The sequence below is a fragment of the Sphingopyxis terrae subsp. terrae NBRC 15098 genome, from assembly GCF_001610975.1.
Classification (GTDB): domain Bacteria; phylum Pseudomonadota; class Alphaproteobacteria; order Sphingomonadales; family Sphingomonadaceae; genus Sphingopyxis; species Sphingopyxis terrae_A.
This window is the reverse complement of sequence record NZ_CP013342.1, coordinates 1,423,369-1,440,748: the sequence shown is the minus strand read 5'-3', so window position 1 is coordinate 1,440,748 and position 17,380 is coordinate 1,423,369. Positions and strand designations below refer to the sequence as shown.

15 protein-coding genes are annotated in these 17,380 nt (G+C 65.6%); 10 read left to right on the top strand and 5 right to left on the bottom strand.

Going from position 1 to position 17,380, the window contains the following annotated elements; translation table 11 throughout:
* Positions 1–125: 125 nt before the first annotated feature.
* The 6 genes from rpmH (at position 126) to AOA14_RS06865 (ending at position 4,315) form a co-directional block, all read left to right on the top strand.
* Positions 126–260, top strand: coding sequence for a 50S ribosomal protein L34 (gene rpmH, locus AOA14_RS06890; protein ID WP_003046693.1), 135 nt, complete (start codon positions 126–128; stop codon positions 258–260).
* 41 nt (positions 261–301) lie between these two features.
* Positions 302–640, top strand: a complete 339-nt coding sequence (gene rnpA, locus AOA14_RS06885) for a ribonuclease P protein component (RefSeq protein ID WP_062901240.1) — start codon at positions 302–304, stop codon at positions 638–640.
* A gap of 195 nt (positions 641–835) precedes the next feature.
* Entirely contained in the window at positions 836–1,048 is a 213-nt protein-coding gene (gene yidD, locus AOA14_RS06880) for a membrane protein insertion efficiency factor YidD (protein WP_003046687.1), read from the top strand.
* A 42-nt stretch (positions 1,049–1,090) separates the two neighbouring features.
* Entirely contained in the window at positions 1,091–2,842 is a 1,752-nt protein-coding gene (yidC, locus tag AOA14_RS06875; RefSeq protein ID WP_062901239.1) for a membrane protein insertase YidC, read from the top strand.
* Positions 2,839–3,489, top strand: a complete 651-nt coding sequence (gene yihA, locus AOA14_RS06870; RefSeq protein WP_003046680.1) for a ribosome biogenesis GTP-binding protein YihA/YsxC — start codon at positions 2,839–2,841, stop codon at positions 3,487–3,489. Before yidC ends, yihA begins: the two co-directional genes overlap by 4 nt.
* A gap of 154 nt (positions 3,490–3,643) precedes the next feature.
* Positions 3,644–4,315 (top strand): glutathione S-transferase family protein, encoded by a 672-nt coding sequence (locus tag AOA14_RS06865; RefSeq protein ID WP_062901238.1) that lies wholly within the window; start codon positions 3,644–3,646, stop codon positions 4,313–4,315.
* 21 nt (positions 4,316–4,336) lie between these two features.
* Here AOA14_RS06865 and AOA14_RS06860 read toward each other — a convergent pair whose 3' ends face one another.
* From AOA14_RS06860 to AOA14_RS06850, 3 genes are all read right to left on the bottom strand, one after another.
* A complete protein-coding gene (locus AOA14_RS06860) occupies positions 4,337–5,710 on the bottom strand; it encodes a glutamate--cysteine ligase (RefSeq protein ID WP_062901237.1) in 1,374 nt (457 codons plus the stop codon).
* Positions 5,711–5,750: 40 nt separating this feature from the next.
* Complete coding sequence (locus AOA14_RS06855) at positions 5,751–7,670, bottom strand: proprotein convertase P-domain-containing protein (RefSeq protein WP_062901236.1); 1,920 nt, start codon at positions 7,668–7,670, stop codon at positions 5,751–5,753.
* 156 nt (positions 7,671–7,826) lie between these two features.
* Positions 7,827–8,573, bottom strand: a complete 747-nt coding sequence (locus tag AOA14_RS06850; protein ID WP_062901235.1) for a 16S rRNA (uracil(1498)-N(3))-methyltransferase — start codon at positions 8,571–8,573, stop codon at positions 7,827–7,829.
* Between the two features lie 204 nt (positions 8,574–8,777).
* Between AOA14_RS06850 and AOA14_RS06845 the strand changes: the two genes are divergently transcribed.
* From AOA14_RS06845 to ubiA, 4 genes are all read left to right on the top strand, one after another.
* Complete coding sequence (locus AOA14_RS06845; RefSeq protein ID WP_062901234.1) at positions 8,778–10,754, top strand: pilus assembly protein; 1,977 nt, start codon at positions 8,778–8,780, stop codon at positions 10,752–10,754.
* Positions 10,751–11,347: a TadE/TadG family type IV pilus assembly protein gene (locus tag AOA14_RS06840; protein ID WP_062901233.1), complete on the top strand. Its 597-nt coding sequence runs from the start codon at positions 10,751–10,753 to the stop codon at positions 11,345–11,347. The genes AOA14_RS06845 and AOA14_RS06840 overlap by 4 nt, the downstream gene beginning before the upstream one ends.
* Positions 11,338–12,030: a TadE/TadG family type IV pilus assembly protein gene (locus AOA14_RS06835; protein WP_062901232.1), complete on the top strand. Its 693-nt coding sequence runs from the start codon at positions 11,338–11,340 to the stop codon at positions 12,028–12,030. The genes AOA14_RS06840 and AOA14_RS06835 overlap by 10 nt, the downstream gene beginning before the upstream one ends.
* A 72-nt stretch (positions 12,031–12,102) precedes the next feature.
* Entirely contained in the window at positions 12,103–13,023 is a 921-nt protein-coding gene (gene ubiA, locus AOA14_RS06830; protein ID WP_062901231.1) for a 4-hydroxybenzoate octaprenyltransferase, read from the top strand.
* A 9-nt stretch (positions 13,024–13,032) separates the two neighbouring features.
* On the opposite strand, the gene smc is transcribed toward ubiA, so the two are convergent.
* Both smc and AOA14_RS06820 read right to left on the bottom strand, forming a co-directional pair.
* The gene (smc, locus tag AOA14_RS06825; protein WP_062901230.1) at positions 13,033–16,476 is read right to left on the bottom strand and encodes a chromosome segregation protein SMC; all 3,444 of its coding nucleotides are present in this window, start codon (positions 16,474–16,476) and stop codon (positions 13,033–13,035) included.
* Between the two features lie 140 nt (positions 16,477–16,616).
* Positions 16,617–17,363 (bottom strand): thioredoxin domain-containing protein, encoded by a 747-nt coding sequence (locus AOA14_RS06820; RefSeq protein WP_062901229.1) that lies wholly within the window; start codon positions 17,361–17,363, stop codon positions 16,617–16,619.
* Positions 17,364–17,380: the final 17 nt, after the last annotated feature.

The window sequence follows — 17,380 nt, the reverse complement described above, 5'->3', positions numbered from 1 at the left end:
CGATCGGGCATCGAGGGCGATTGACTTTCGCCCGACTCTCGCTTATCCGCGCCTCGATCAGCGGCCGCCCTCGCTTGGCGGCCCTTTTTCGTTGCACCGATTGAAGAGAATTTGGGGATACCGCGATGAAGCGCACCTATCAACCGAGCCGCCTCGTGCGCAAGCGCCGTCACGGCTTCCGCGCCCGCAAGGCGACCGTCGGCGGCCGCAAGGTTCTCGCCGCCCGCCGCGCGCGCGGCCGCAAGAAGCTGTCGGCCTAATCGCCGACGCTTCGCCGCCAGCCCAAAAGGAGCTGGGGCTGGTGCGATCGCTTTCCAAACGCAGCGAATTTCTGGCCGCCAACCGCGGCCTTCGCTTTCCCATGCCCGGCTTTGTCCTGCTCGTGCGTCCGCGCGGCGACGGCGACGATGCGCCGGGCATAGGCTTTACCGTCAGCAAGAAGGTTGGCAACGCCGTCACCCGCAACCGGATGAAGCGCCGTTTCCGCGCGCTCGCCCGCGCGGCGATCCCCGCGCGGGGAATCGCCGGCGCCGACCATGTGATGATCGGGCGGCCGGGCGGCAACGACATCGCTTTTGCCGAGCTGGGTGAGCATCTCGATTCGGCGCTGCAGCGCGCGGCAAGGAAGCTGGCGAAATGACCGGCTGTCCTACATTGTTGCGATGGCATAGCGTCCAGACATGATCCCGCCCGCGCCACACCGCAAACCGCGAATCGCGGATGAAGTTGCGCAGTTTTCTGCGGATATGCGCGCCGGGCCCCTTCCCGACGCGGGTCATGGCGCGGCAGTTGGTGCAATCGCGTGTGAAGTTGCTCAGTTTTCCGGGTGTTTCCAATGATTGCCCGCTTGCTCATCTTGATCGCCCGTGCCTGGCAATTAGGCCCGTCGCGCATCCTGCCGCCGACGTGCCGCTATGCGCCGTCGTGCAGCGAATATGCGATCATCGCGCTGAAACGCCATGGTGCGATCAAGGGTGGCTGGCTGGCGACAAAGCGGCTATTGCGCTGCCATCCTTGGGGCGGCCACGGCTACGACCCCGTACCTTGATGCGGCATTTCCCCACATTGACCAGAAGAGAGACCGAAGAGCGTGGACGACAAGCGTAACCTGATCGCGGCAATTTTACTGTCGGTGGCGATCCTGCTCGGCTGGAATTTCGTTTCGGAGAAATTCTTTCCCACCCCGGCAAAGCCCGACGTGACCAAGACCGTCGCTGGCGCGCCCGGTGCGACCCCCGCGGCGCCACAAGGCCAGCCCGCCAGCGCGCCCCCATCCGGCACGCCCGCGGGCGCGGCGCCGGTCGCCAAGACGACGATTCTGCCGGTCGAGGCGGCGCTTGCCACGGGCAATCGGGTGCCGATCGAAACCCCGTCGCTCGCGGGGTCGATCAACCTTGTGGGCGCACGCATCGACGACATCACGTTGACCAAATATCGCCAGACGATCGAAAAGAATGCGCCGCCGGTGCGTCTGTTCGCGCCGGGCAACAGCAAGGCCGCCTATTTTGCGAGCGTCGGCTGGTCGGCGCAGGGGATCGAGGTCCCGGGGCCGACGACGCTGTGGGCCGCCAGCGGCACGAAGCTGACCCCGGCGACCCCGGTGACGCTCAGCTGGTCGAATTCGACCGGCCAGACTTTCCGCGTCGAGTATAGCATCGACGACAAGTATCTGATCACCGCGAAGCAGACGATCGCGAACGCGGGCAGCGCGCCGGTCGCGGCAAGCAGCTTCGCGCTGATCGACCGCCTCGGCAAGCCGACCGACCCGCACGAAAAGGACAGCTGGACGATCCACGTTGGCCCGACCGGCTATTTGGACGGCAAGTCAGTGTTCGATGTCGATTACAAGAATCTCGATGAAAGCGGCGCCTTCAAATATAATTCGGCGGCGTGGCTTGGCTTCACCGACAAATATTGGCTCGCCGCGGTGATCCCGGCGAAGGGCGAGCGCGTCACCGCGTCGATCACCGCTCCGGCGGCGGACAATTATCAGACGCTGTTCGCGCGCGACTTCAAACAGGTGGCGCCGGGAACGCAGGTGTCGACGACCAGCCGTATCTTCGCCGGCGCGAAGGAAGTCAGCATCCTGTCGCATTATCAGGACCAGCAGGGCATCACGCGCCTGTCGAACGCGATCGACTGGGGCTGGTTCGAATTTTTCGAAGTGCCGATCTTCAAGCTGCTCGACTGGCTGTTCCGCCAGATCGGCAATTTCGGCGTCGCGATCATGCTGCTCACCGTCATCATTCGCGGTCTGATGTTCCCGATCGCGCAGCGTCAGTTCCATTCGATGGCGCAGATGCGCCTCGTCCAGCCGAAGATGAAGGCGCTGCAGGAACGCCACAAGGACGACAAGCCGAAGATGCAGCAGGAGCTGATGAAGCTCTATAAGGACGAAAAGATCAATCCGCTCGCGGGCTGTCTGCCGATCGTCATCCAGATTCCGATCTTCTATGCGCTCTACAAGGTGCTGATGCTGACGATCGAAATGCGGCACCAGCCCTTCGCATTGTGGATTCGCGACCTGTCGGCGCCCGATCCGCTGCACTTCCTGAACCTCTTCGGCCTGCTGCCCTTCACGCCGCCGTCGCTGCTCGCGCTCGGGCCGCTCGCGCTGCTCCTGGGCATCACCATGTTCCTGCAGTTCCGCCTCAATCCGCAGGCAACCGATCCGGTGCAGCAACAGGTGTTCAAGATCATGCCGTGGATGTTCATGTTCATCATGGCGCCCTTCGCGGCGGGCCTGCTGCTTTACTGGATCACCAACAACTGCCTGTCGATCGCGCAGCAGCAGTGGATGTATCGCAAATTCCCGCAACTCCGGGCGGCGCCGGTAAAGTGAGCGAGATCGATCCGGCGGCCGAAGATCGCGGCGAACGCGCCCGCAAGCTGTTTGCGGGTCCGATCGCCTTTCTGAAATCGGCGCCCGCACTCCAGCATCTGCCTGCGCCGAGCGTCCCGGAGATTGCCTTTGCCGGCCGCTCGAACGTCGGCAAATCGTCGCTGCTCAACGCGCTGACCAATCGCAACGGGCTTGCACGCACCTCGGTCACGCCCGGGCGCACGCAGGAACTCAACTATTTCGACGTCGGCAATCCGCTGGTGTTCCGCCTTGTCGACATGCCGGGCTACGGTTTTGCGAAGGCGCCCAAGGACGTCGTCAAGAAGTGGCGTTTTCTGGTCAACGACTATCTGCGTGGGCGCCAGGTGCTCAAGCGGACGCTGGTGCTGATCGACAGCCGGCACGGCTTCAAGGATGTCGACCGCGAGGTGCTCGAAATGCTCGACACCGCTGCGGTCAGCTACCGTGTCGTGCTGACCAAGGCCGACAAGATCAAGGCGAGCGAACTCGCCGCGGTCCACGCCGCCACCGAGGCCGAGGCCCGCAAACATCCCGCCGCGCACCCCGAGGTGATCGTGACGAGCAGCGAAAAGGGCATGGGCATCGCCGAGCTGCGCACCGCGGTGCTGGAGGCGGTGGAGAGTTGACGAAATGTTTCCCCTCCCGCAAGCGGGAGGGGCAGCGAGACTTGCGAGCTTGCTCGCTAGTCGCAGCGGGGTGGGTGATTTCGCGACCGAAGCTCGCTCCGCTCGCGCCCACCCCTGGCCCCTCCCGCAAGCGGGAGGGGAATATGGAGACCGCATGAAACTCTTCATCGGGAACAAGGCCTATTCGAGCTGGAGCCTGCGCGGCTGGCTCGCCGCCCGGCACAGCGGTCTGCCGTTCGAGGAAGTCACCGTTCCGCTCTATGACGAGGACTGGAATCGCCGCCGCGAGGGCGATGAATTCGCGCCGTCGGGCGGCAAGGTGCCGATCCTGTGGGACGGCAATGATATCGTCGTCTGGGACAGTCTGGCGATCATCGACTATCTCAACGAAAAAACGGACGGCGCCCGCGGCTATTGGCCCGCCGACATGGCGGCGCGCGCAATGGCGCGGTCGATGGCGGCCGAAATGCATGCCAGCTTCTCGGCGCTGCGCCGCCACCACAGCATGAACATCCGCCGCATCTACCCCGCCGCGGAGCTGTTGCCCGAGGTGCAGGCCGACGTCGTCCGCATCCTCCAGATCTGGGCCGAGGCGCGCGCGCGGTTCGGGGGCGAGGGCGATTATCTGTTCGGCGACTGGTCGGCCGCCGACATGATGTTCGCGCCGGTCGTGACGCGCTTCATCACCTATTCGATCCCTCTGCCGCGCTTTGCCCTGCCTTATTGCCAGGCGGTCGTCAGCCATCCGCATATGCAGGAATGGATCGGCGGCGCGCAGGCCGAAGACTGGGTCATCGAACAGTTCGAAGGCGCGCAGCAGGACTGACGCACCGACACAGCAGCGCGCTCAGAAACTCTGCTCGTCGTAGATTTTCGACAGGTCGTGATGCCAGGCACCCTCGTACCGGTCGAGCAGGTCGTGGGCGGGGGATTTGCCGCTCTTGGCGATACGCCGCAGCGGTTCGAGGAAGCCGACCTCGTTATCGCCCATCGAATTGACCTCGCCCCGCGCCGCCAGGCCTGCCGCCGCGATGTCGAGGACGCGGTGCGCGAGTTCGCCGAGCGTCCCGCCGCCGGGTGCCGGCGCGTCGAGGCCCTCGCTGGGCACCGCATCGCGCAGCGCCTGCTGTTCTTCAATGCTCCAGCCCTTGACCAGATCCCATGCGGCATCGAGCGCCTGGCTGTCGTAGAGCAGCCCGACCCAGAGTGCAGGCAAGGCGCAGATTCGGTTCCACGGGCCGCCGTCGGCGCCGCGCATTTCGAGGAAACTCTTCAAACGCACTTCGGGGAAGGCGGTCGAGAGATGGTCGTTCCAGTCGGAAAGCCGCGGCAGTTCGCCCGGCAGGACCGACAGCTCACCCTTCATGAAATCGCGGAAGCTGAGACCCGCGGCGTCGATATATTGGCCGTCGCGGAAGACGAAATACATCGGCACGTCGAGCATGTAATCGACATAGCGCTCATAGCCGAAGCCATCCTCGAACACGAAGGGCAGCATACCGGTGCGCGCCGGATCGGTGTCGGTCCAGATATGGCTTCGGTACGACATGAAGCCGTTGGGGCGGCCCTCGGTAAAGGGCGAGGAAGCAAAGAGTGCGGTCGCGAGCGGCTGAAGCGCCAGGCTCACCCGGAACTTCTGCACCATGTCAGCCTCGCTCGCATAGTCGAGGTTGGTCTGGATGGTGCAGGTGCGCAGCATCATGTCGAGCCCCATGCTGCCGACGCGCGGCATATGGTTCAGCATGATCTTGTAGCGGCCCTTGGGCATGATGGGCAGTTCGGCGCGCGTCTTGTCGGGCCACATGCCGACGCCGAGGAACCCGAGCCCGAGCTCGGCGCCAACTTCCTTGACCTGCTTCAAGTGCCGGCCGGTTTCGGCGCAGGTCTGGTGCAGATTTTCGAGCGGCGCGCCCGACAGTTCAAGCTGGCCCGCGGGTTCCAGGCTGACGGTGCCGTCGCTGCCCGCGAGCGCGATGACATGGCCGCCCTCGATCACCGGCTCCCAGCCGAAACGCGTGAGCGCCATCAGAAGGTCGCGGATGCCGCCCGGTTCGTCGTAGCTTGGCGCCCGGTGATCGCTGGTACGATAGACGAATTTCTCGTGCTCGGTGCCGATCCGCCACCGCTCCTTGGGCTTTTCGCCCTTGATCATGGGGGCCGCGAGCTGGTCGCGGCTTTCGATGATGGGATCGTTTTGATCTGAAACCTGCCGCGTGCTCATGGCAGCGCATGTAAGCGGCCTCGCGGCATCTTGGAAGGGGTCAGTTGACGGTTACGTCGAAGACCGTTGCAAAGGCGCTGCCGGGGCCAAGTGCCGCGGTCGAGGCCGACACCGTTGTCCCCGCGATCGCGGCGCCGAACGGGTCGCTTTCGTCTGCCCCCGTGGCATTGTCGTCTTCCACGGTCGTCGCTCCCGCGCAGCTCGTGCCGCTGCGCAGCGAACCGGGAACGAAGCTGGTCGTCGCGGGCAGCGGGTCAGCGACGTAGATCGCCGTCGCAGTCGCGCTGCCGCCGTTGGTCACCAGCAGGCAATAGCGCATGGTGGCGCCGGGAATCGCCTTGGGATTGGTCGTGCCGTTGACCGGGTCGCTGACGATGCTGCTCGTCTTCGCGATCAGCAGATTGGCGATCGGACGGCAGAAATTGATGTCGTGAATCGCCATGCCCTGCTGCCCCGGGTTCGCCGGGGCAAGGCTGTGGCTGCCATATTCGACGGTGATGGTGTCGACCGGCGCGGCAAAGGTGACGACGACATTGCCGTTGGCGCTGCCGTCGGCGGAGGTCGCGTCGCCATAGGCGCTGTTGCCGACGACATAATTGGCGACGCCGTTGGTCAGCGTTGGATAGACGGTGGTGCCGTTGAAGCTGCCGGTGACGGTCACGCGGTCGGCGAACTGGCCCGAGGCATAATCGATGTCGAACAGCGTGAACTGCGCGCCCGGCACCGCGGTCGGCAGGCTGATCGTCGACGTGACGGCGCCCGCCTGGCTTGTGAAGTCGACGATCTCGAAGATCGAATTTTGCGCAGGCGACAGCCCGCCGGTGACGACATTCTGCCGCGTCGGCGACTGGCCGCCATAGGTGGCGTTGCTCAGAAAGCTGCCGCCGCTGATCGCGATGTTGAAGTTCATCGTCCCGATGGCGGTCAGCGCATAGCTGCCGCTCGTCGTGCCGGCAGACCAGCTCACGCTGTCCCAATCGTGCAGCGTCGATCCGGCCGGGCAGATCAGCACCGGCGCCACGCCCGCGACGCGGCTGCCCGAGACGGTGAAACTGGCTGCGGCATAATCATCTTCGCCGGTCGCGCCATTGCCCGGCGTCGAATCGATGTCGGGCGCCGAGGAGGCGGTGATTTCGGCGCTGTTGAGGATCGTCGCACCCGATGTCGCGTTGACCGTGCCGCTGATCGTCAGCGTGCGGGTCGCACCCGGCGGGACGCTGCCGACCGTCCAGACGCCGGTCGTACTGTTATAGCTGCCGAATCCGGCCGCGCTCGTGAAGCTGAAGCCTGCGGGCAGCGTGTCGAGCACGGTGACGCCCGTCGCGGTCGCCGGCGATCCGCTCGCATTGGTGACAGCCAGCGTATAGCTGATGCTCGATCCCGTCGCCGGAGCCGCGCTGCTGACGCTCTTGGTCAGCGACAGATCGGCATAGTTGGCGGGCAGGCTGGTCAGATACAGGTCGGCGCGGACGAAATTGCCATTGTCCGCCTGCGGATATTGATCGCAAATCTCGAGCCGCCATGTACCTTGCGCATTTTCGCCGTTGAATGCCGACAGCGGCGAATTGGGGCTGAAGTCATTCTGGTAAGGCGGCGCGCTGGTCGAATGGGTTACGGTATTGCCGTCGGTGTTGACCGTTTGCGCGCCGCCGTCGTTCAGCCGCACGTTGAAATTGTCGCCCGAAATATTGTTGGGGTCGCCGTTGACAAGCTGGACCCGCGTGCCTGCCGGCGATTGCAATGTGATCCTGAGGTCGCCGCGCCACGTATGGGTTGCGAGGACGCCAAGATCGACGTCACCGACGATATAGCTTGTCGATACCGTGAAATTGCGGACGAGCGGCGACGAACAGGGGGTGCCGCTGTTGATCACGCCGCCCGTCGTGTTGCTGTATGTCGTGGTGGTCTGCGCATGGGCAGCGGGTGCAACGACGAGCGCCATCGCCAGCCACAGGAACATGGTCCATGCCCTGATTGGCAGCGTCCGCTGGCCCCCACGCCAGCGTCCTCGGCTTTGGTCCCGCCGTTGCATGGCGACCCTCTGCCCGCGACATCCCTAATTTGCAGTTAATAACTGCCAGTTTGGCAGCATTCTTGTTTCAGTATGAAACAGCTTCTAGCCGCCGCGCCAGTCGCCATGCTGTGCCATCCATAGCGCCGTTGCTGCAATCGCGGCGGTTTCGGCCCGCAAAATACGCGGTCCAAGTGCGATACGCTTCACGGCATCATGGTCGATCAGCATCGCGCGTTCGCGGTCGGTGAAACCGCCTTCGGGGCCGGTCAGAATGGCAGCGGGGGCGGGCGCCGCGACCGCAGCGAGCGGAACCCCGCCGGCTTCGTCGGCGAAGAGTAGCGTGCGACCCACCGGCCAGTCTTTCAACAGCTGCGGCAGTTTGGCCGGATCGGCGAGGTCGGGGAGCGCGGTCCGGCCGCATTGTTCGCAGGCCTCGACAATCTGTGCAGCGAGCCGCTCCTGCTTCACGCGCTCGACGATCGTGCGTTCGGTGATGACGGGCTGGAGCCGCGCGACGCCGAGCTCGGTTGCCTTTTCGATGATCCAGTCGAGCCGCGCTTTTTTCACTGGCGCGAAGCAGAGCCAAAGATCGGGCACGCGTTCGATCGGGCGCATCTGGTGTTCGATGCGGATCGAAAGCGTCCGCCTCGACGCTTCGGCGACCGCGCCGAGCCACTCGCCGCTGCGATTGTCGAACAGTAGCAGCGGATCGCCCGGTTTCGCGCGCATGACGTTAAGCAGATAATGGGCCGCCGCTCCGTCGAGCGCCACCATCGCGCCGGCGGCAAGCGGCGTGTCGGTATAGAGTCGGGGCGTGCTGGCGGGCGGCCATGCAGGTGTCGCGGGCATGGCTGGGCGATAGCAGAGGCACAATCTTCGCGCATCTTTTGCTTTGTACAGTGCCGATTGTTCCGTTTCGGGCCAGAATCCCCGAAAAACCGCCATTCCCGGTCAGGCCGATTAGCGATTTGGTAAGCAGTTTCCCCCTAGGTGCAAGGCTACCAGCCGCGCATCTGGTGGGTCGCGCGGCCGGGCCAAGAGGGGTTTTAGACCATGCGAGGGACCGTTTTCAGCCGCCTGCGGGCCGGCATCTCGACCATCTGCCGCGATACGCGCGGCAACACGATGATGCTGACGGCGGGCGCGCTCGTTCCGATCGTCGCGCTCGTGGGGTCGGGCGTCGATATCGGCCGCGCCTATATGGCCGAGCTTCGCCTGCAACAGGCGTGCGACGCGGGCGTGCTCGCGGGACGCCGCGCGATGCAGGGCGGCGACTATGATTCGAACGCCGAAGGCGAAGCGAACAAGATGTTCGCCTTCAACTTCCCGTCGGGCATGTACGCGAGCAGCGGCGTCGATTTCAAATCGAAGGCGCAGGGGACGTCGAACGTCGTCGGCGAAGCCAAGGTTACGCTGCCCACCGATATCATGAAGATATTCGGGACCAAGCAATTCGACCTTGCGGTCAACTGCACGGCGAAGCTCGAAATCTCGAACGCCGACATCATGATGGTGCTCGACGTTACCGGGTCGATGGCGACGACCAATTCGGGCGACACGGTTAATCGCATCAGCGCGCTCAAGACCGCGACGATGAACTTCTTCGACACGCTGACCACCGCCGATATCGGCGATGGCCGCCTGCGTTTTGGCGTCGTGCCCTACAGCTCGAGCGCCAATGTCGGCCAGATTCTCTATGCAAAGAATCCCGACTGGCTTTCGAACAATGTGCTGCTGCCTTCGCGCACGCCGATCTTCAAGATCACCTACGGCAATGGCCAGACCGTCGAAAATGGCTCGTCGACCGGCAATGTCAGCTATGGCAGCTGGTCGAACGTCAGCACGGTGAGCGGTCAGAACAGCAGCAGCTGCGGCAATCTGGAGCCGCCGGCCGATACGACGCCGTCGCCAAGCGGGTCGCCGACCGTCAACCAGACCGGGCAGACCTTTGACAGCAACGGCAACCGCGTCACGACCAACAACAGCTCGCAGACCTATACCTATTATAATTACCAGTACACCTGGTCGAGCAACAGGTGCCGCCTGCAGCGCCGCGTGGCGACCTATACGCGCACCTCGACGACGACGACCACCGAAGAGCCGATCCAGACTTTCGATAATAAATATCGGTACGAAGATCGCGTTTTCGATGTCACGCAGGCGAAGGCGGGCTCGGCGATCGTCACCGACACGGGCGACAGCGGCACCAACTATTCGGCCACCTGGGGCGGATGCGTCATGGAGCGCGAAACCGTCGCCTTCGGTCCGACGCAGACCGCGCCGGCCGGCGCCCGCGACATGGATGTCGACAGCGCGCCGACGAGCGACGACGGGACCAAGTGGAAAGTGCTGATTCCCGAAATCGCCTTCCCGCGCGCCAAAAATCCGTCGACGTCGGGCACGACGAGTTCGCTCAACGTCAGCAGCAGCAGCGTGTCGAGCGACAGCACGTCGGGCGGCAGCTGGCAGCGTTACTCCAAATATTGGAGCAGCGGCTGGGGCGTCTGCCCCGCGCCGTCGATGAAGCTGACGACGATGACGGCGAGCGACCGTTCCAGCTTCAACACCTACATCAACGCCTTGCAGCCCGTCGGCGGCACCTATCATGATTCGGGCATGGTCTGGGGCATCCGCCTCCTGTCGCCCGACGGCATGTTCGCCGACGAAAATGCCGAAGCGCCGAACAAGCGCCCGATCAGCCGCCATATCGTCTTCATGACCGACGGCGACATGTCGGCGAATATGGGGAATCTGACCTTCCAGGGCTATGAATGGACGATGCAGCGTGTCGGCGGGACCAGCGACAGCAATCTGACCGACCGGCACAACAACCGCTTCCTCCAGCTCTGCGAAAAGGCAAAGGCGAAGAATATCACCATCTGGGTGGTCGGCTTCGGCACCTCGCTGAACTCGCAGCTCACGACCTGTGCGACGCCGGGCAAGGCCTATGAAGCCTCCAACGCTTCGCAGCTCAACGACAATTTCCAGGCGATCGCACGCCAGATTTCGAAGCTGAGACTCTCGCAATGATCCGGATACCGTCGCTCCTCCGCCGCCTTCGCCGCCACCAGCGCGGCACTGCGATCCTGGAATTTGCGCTGATCGCGCCGGTCTTCATCCTGCTGTTGATGGGCCTGTTCGATTATACGTGGCAGATGTACGCCAAGCAGGTGCTGCAGGGCGCCGTCAGCAACGCGGCGCGGGCCTCGACGCTTGAATCGGCGGCATCCAACCAGACGCTCATCGACGCGGCGGTGCGCGATCAGGTTCAGAATGTCTTTCCCGGCGCCCCGGTGACCTTCACCCGCAAATCCTATGAAAGCTTCAACGACGTCGGCAAGCCCGAACCCTTCACCGATGCCAACAACAACAACCGCTATGATTCGGGCGAATGTTTCGAAGATCGCAACGGCAACAATAGTTGGGATGCCGATCAGGGCGCGAACGGCAACGGCGGCGCCGAGGATGTCGTGCTCTACACCGCGAAGATGAAATTCGAACGCATTTTGCCGGTGTGGCGCATGCTCGGCCAGCCCCCGGAAACCTATCTCTACGCGACGACCGTGCTCCGCAACCAGCCGTATAACGTCAACACCGTGACGAGTAAGGTGATATGCAACTGAACCGCATCCTTGCCCACGCCCGGCGCCGCACCGCCCGGCTGGTGCGCTTCGCGCGCGACGACAAGGCCGTCGTGCTCATCGAAACCGCCTTCACGATGCCGCTGCTCGTGTTTCTGGGCTTCGGGGGGCTGGAGATCGCCAATCTGACGCTGGCGAACACGCGCATCAGCCAGGTGGCGCTGAGCGCCGCGGATAACGCATCGCGTATCGCCTATGGCAGCGACCTGTCGCTGCCGCGGGTGCGCGAAGTCGATATCAACGAGGTTTTCGCAGGCGTCGAGGAGCAGTCGCGCGGGCTGGACTTCAAGGCCCACGGCCGCATCATCCTGTCGAGCCTTGAGCGCAATTCGAGCGGCGGCCAGTGGATCCACTGGCAACGCTGCTATGGGAATTATCCGGTGAATTCGGCCTATGGTCTGCAAGGGACCGGCAAGACGGGCACCGCCTTTAAAGGGATGGGGAAACCGGGCGCGGAAGTCACCGCAGCGACCGGGACCGCCGTGATGTTCGTCGAAGTCACTTACCAATATCAGCCGCTTGCCTTTGCCGCTTGGCTCGGGCCGCGCGTCATCCGCACGACCGCCGCCTTCAATATCCGCGAAGGTCGCGATCTGCAGGGTCCGGCGGGCGGCGACGGCGTCTATAATCCGTCCCCTGCGGCCACGAAAATGACCTGCACCTGATCGACCGGGGCGCGGCCGGACGCCGATGCCCCATTTATTGTCGCCGCGCCCCCTGCTATCGCGCGGGCGGCGATGACAGCGACGCATACCCCCGACAGCCAGCATCAGGGCTTTCTGGCGATCCTGCCCGCAGGCATGCGCCCCTATGCGCTGCTTGCGCGCTTCGACCGGCCGATCGGCTGGTGGCTGCTCTACTGGCCCTGCGCATGGGCGCTGGCGCTGGCGGGCGGGGCCTGGTCGCATTGGCCGCTGCTGCTGTGGATGCTGCTCGGCGCGATCGTGATGCGCGGCGCGGGCTGCGTCTATAACGACATCGTCGACCGCGATCTTGACGCGAAGGTGGCGCGCACCGCGGTGCGCCCGGTCGCGAGCGGCGAAGTGTCGGTGCGCAACGCCCTGATGTGGACATTGCTGCTGTCGATGATCGGGCTCGTCGTGCTGCTGCGTCTACCCCTGCCGGCGCAGATCGTCGCGGTGGCCAGCCTCGCGCTGGTCGCCGCCTATCCTTTCATGAAGCGGATTACCTGGTGGCCGCAGGCATGGCTCGGCCTTGTCTTCAGTTGGGGCGCGCTCGTCGGCTGGATCGCGGTCGGCGGCGGCGCAAACGATCAAGGCGGGCTGGCGCTGCCCTTCCTCTATGCGGGCACGATCGCCTGGGTGATCGGCTATGATACCATCTATGCGCTTCAGGATATCGAGGATGACGCACTCGTCGGCGTGAAATCGAGCGCGCGCGCGATGGGGCGGCATGTGAAGGCCGGCGTCGCGCTCTGCTACGTTGTGGCGCTCGGCGGCTGGGCGGGCGCGCTGTGGAATGTTCGTCCCGATGCCCTTGTGCTTGTCGCCCTGATCCCCGCCGCGCTGCATCTGACGGGGCAGGTCGTCACGCTCGATCCCGACAATGGCGCCGACGCGCTCGCCAAATTCCGCAGCAATCGTTTTGCGGGGCTGCTGGTCTTCGCGGCGATGCTGGTGGTCGGCAGCGCCCCCTGACGCGGGCGCCTATTCGGCCGCAAGCAGTTCTTCGGCGCCGCCGAGGTCGACCGAGACGAGGCGGCTGACGCCCTTCTCTACCATCGTCACTCCGAACAGGCGATGCATGCGCGCCATCGTCACCGCATTGTGGGTGACGATCAGATAGCGGGTCTTCGTCTCGCGCGTCATCCGGTCGAGCAGGTCGCAGAAGCGTTCGATATTGGCGTCATCGAGCGGCGCATCGACTTCGTCGAGGACGCAGATCGGCGCCGGATTGGTCAGGAAAAGGCCGAAGATCAGCGCGACGGCGGTCAGTGCCTGTTCGCCGCCCGAGAGCAAAGTCAGCGTGCCGAGGCGCTTGCCCGGCGGCTGCGCCATGATCTCCAGCCCGGCCTCGAGCGGATCGTCCGAATCGACGAGTTCGAGATGCGCCTGCCCGCCGTTGAACAGCGTGGTGAACAGGCGCTGGAAATGTTCGTTCACCGTCTCGAAGGCGGCGAGCAGGCGAACGCGGCCCTCGCGGTTGAGGTTGCCGATCGAGCCGCGCAACCGGTTGACCGCTTGTTGCAGCTCCTCGATCTCGGCGGCGCTTCGTTCGCGTTCGACGTCGAGTTCGGCAAGCTCGTCGGCGGCGACGAGGTTGACCGGGCCCAACCGCTCGCGTTCGCCGATCAGCCGGTCGTGCGCGGCCGACTCGGCATTTGCATCGTCGACGCCATCACCCTCGAACCCGACCTTCTGCGGTAGCAAGGGGGGCGGACATTCGAAGCGCTCGCCCGACAGGCGCCCCATCTCGATGCGGCGCAGCTCGGCATTTTCGGAGCGTGCCACCGCGCCGGCGCGTGTCTCGCGCGCCGCGGCGACGCGCTCGCGGATCGTCGTCAGCGCCGCTTCGGCCTCGCGCAGCGCCGCTTCGGCTTCGCGCTCCTGCGCCTCGGCGGCGCCCACTTTACCCCGCACCTCCGTCTGCCGGGCCGCAGCAGCTTCGCTATCGGCGGCGAGCTTTTCGGGCAGGCCCGCAAGCTTCGCGGCTTCGGCTGTCAGCGCGTCGGCGCGCTTGTCCATGTCGGTCACGCGCCGTGCCGCTTCGCCCGCGCGCGCCTTCCAGCTCTTGATCTCGGCGCCGACGACCGCGTGCCGCTCGCTGAGGCCGGCAAGGGCGCGCTCATGATCGGCGAGCGCGTCGCGTGCGCCATTGGCGTCGCTGCGCGCGCGGTCGGTTGCACTTTCTTCACCCTCAAGCGCCGCGCGGGCCAGACTGTCGTCGGGGAGCGCGGCGAGCGCCGCCTCCTTCGCGGTGAGGTCCGCAGCGGCGTCGCTCCCGGCCGCCGCAATTTCGGCGAGCCGACGGTCGAACAGCGCGGCGGCGTCGCGGTGACGGTCGAGCGCGGCCTGCGCCTGATCGGCGGCACGCAGCGCAGTGCGGCGTGCCTCGTCGGCGCTCGCGAGCGCCTTGCGCGCCGCGGCGGCGGCGTCGGTTCGCTCGGCAAGCTGCGTTGCCGCAACATGGCGCCGATCCTGCAATTCCTGCACCCCGAGTTCGACTTGCGGGCGTTGTGCGGCGAGCGCGTCGAGGCGATTCTGCCGTTGCAGCCGCTCGGTCGCCGTCGCGCCGTCGCCGCGCGTGACGAAGCCATCCCAGCGGCGCATCACGCCGTCCAGGGTGACGAGCCGCTGGCCGACCGCGAGCGGCTGGCCGGTGTCGCGATCGGCAACCGCGATCTGGGCGAGTCGCCGCACGAGCGCCGGGGGCGCCTGGACGAACGCCGCGAGCGGTTGCGTGCCTGCCGGCAGCGCCGGGTCGTTCTTGTCGGCATCGGCGGCGCCCCAACTGCGCGCGGCGGCGCGGTCGGTCCCGGCGTCGAGATCATCGCCGAGCGCGGCGGCGAGCGCCGCCTCGTGGCCCGGCGTCACGCGCAGCCGGTCGAGGATGCGGTCGTCGTCGGTGCGGGCGGCGGCGAGCGCGCGTTCGAGCGTTGCCGCCTCGCCGTCGAGCGCGGCGAGCGCGGCGCGTGCTTCGGCAAGACCGGCATCGATTGCGCCAAGATCGGCCGCGATCGCTTCGCGGTCGGCCTCGGCCTCGTGCAGCGCGCTTTCCGCGGAAATTATCGCCGCTTCGGCCTGTTGGGCGCCGCGGACGCTTTCGGCCTGGGTTGCGGCGAGTGCGGCGCTGTCGCCCAGCGCGGCGATTTCGGCCTCGACCCGCTGACGGTCGCCGGCGATACGCCGGACGGCGGCTTCGGCCGTGTCGCGCGCCGACACCGCGATGCGGCGATCGGCGGCTTCGCTCGCCGCCTTCGCCCGTGCCTGCGCGAGTGCGACCTCTGCATCGCGGAGGCGTGCCTGGGCCGCCTGATGCGCCTCGACCAGCGCCGCCTTTCCCGCGTCGTGCGCGGCAATGTCCTGTGTGAGACGCTTCGCCTCGGCGTCGAGCGCGGTCAGGGCGGCATGGGCGTCGCGCGCCAATTCGCCCTCGCGCGCCCGGTCCTCGGCGAGCCGCGCCTGCTGCGCCGCCAGATCGTCGAGCCGTTGCCGCGCGGCACGTTCCTCGCCCTGCAGTCGGACAAGCGTCGCGGTCGCCTCGGCGAGCGCATCGCGCTGTGCCTGCGCCTCGGCGCGCGCGCTACCGACGCGCGTCGCCACTTCGACCTGCGCGGCGGAAACGGTTTCGAGTTCGGTCTGCGCGGCCTTCACGGCGGCTTCGGCGGCATCGGCTTCGCGGCGCGCCTGATCGGCGGCGGTGGCGGCATCGCGCCAGCGCGCGTAGATCAGCCGGCCTTCGGCGATACGGATATCGTCGCTGAGCTTGCGATATTTTTCCGCCGCCCGCGCCTGACGGCGCAGCGCATTTGCGCGCACTTCCATGTCGGCGACGATTTCGGACAGGCGATTGAGGTTGGTTTCGGTCGCGCGCAGCTTTTGCTCGGCATCCTTGCGGCGGACGTGCAAACCAGCGATGCCCGCCGCTTCCTCCAGCATCGCGCGGCGATCGGTCGGCTTGGCGGCTATGACGTTCGCGATCTTGCCCTGACTGACGAGGGCGGGGCTGTGCGCGCCGGTCGCGGCGTCGGCAAAGATCAGCGCGACATCCTTGGCGCGGACGTCGCGCCCGTTGGCGCGATAGGCGCTGCCCGCGCCGCGTTCGATACGGCGGATGATCTCGAGTTCATGCCCTTCGCTCGCGTCGGACAGGCCCGCGACGACATTGCCTTCGGTATCGCAATGGATGGCCACCTCGGCAAAATCGCGCGGCGGGCGCTGCGATGTGCCGGCGAAGATCACATCTTCCATCCCGCCGCCGCGCATGGATTTGGGGCTCGATTCGCCCATCACCCAGCGGATCGCTTCGAGCAGGTTCGATTTGCCGCAGCCGTTCGGACCGACGACGCCGGTCAGCCCGGGTTCGATCCGCAATTCGGTTGGCTCGACGAAGCTTTTGAAACCGGTCAGGCGCAGGCGTCTTATCTGCACGAGGCCACCTCGTGCAGGTCAGCGAATCGGAGCCGGTGCAACCTTGCTGTCACATATCCCCCTGGCACCGTCATGGCGCGTGGGCGGTCGAGTCGCAAGGGGTGCCGCCCTCCCCGCCGCGACGGGGAGGGCTATTGTCTTCAGCGGGCGCCCATGGTGCGCAGGCGGTCGCGCAGCGGGCCCCAGGTGGTGATGCCCTCGGCGACCTGGCCATTGATGACGAAGGTCGGCGTGCCCTGGATCTTGAACTGTTCGATGCCCTTGTTGGTCATCTGCTCAAGCTTGCTGATATTGTCGACGTTCGACAGGCAGGCATTGATCTGGTCGGCGGTTACGCCGCGCGACTGGAAGAATTCTTCGAGCTTCCAGGCTTTGGCGAGCGCGGGAAAGCGCTGCGCGGGGGGCAGCGCCATCGCGGCTTCGCCGCCCTTGGGATTGGCCTGCGCGCCGGCGAACAGTTCGGCTTGCGAGGCAAAGACATTTTCCTGCAGCGGGAAATAGCGATCGACCGGGCCGCAATGCACGACTGCCGCGGCCATCGCGTCGAGCGGGTCGCGGATGAAGTTGCGCACTTCCAGGCTGACACGGCCGCTGTCGATGAAGTCGCGCTTGATCTCTTCGTGGCTTTCCTTCGAGAAATCGGCGCAGTGCGAGCAGGTCAGCGACGCATATTCGATGATCTTGATCGGCGCGTCGGGGTTGCCCATCAGATAGCCGCCCTCGGCGGTCTTGGTCACCGTTGTCGACCATTGCTTGCCCGCAGGCGCCGCGACCTTGGCGACGACCGCCTGTTCCTTCGACTGGTCGGTAGTGCCCTTGCCGCAACCGGCGAGCGCAAGGGCGCCGATCGAAGCGAGAAGGATGGGGCGAAGGGGCAATCTGGTCATTGGGGATAGTCTCCGGA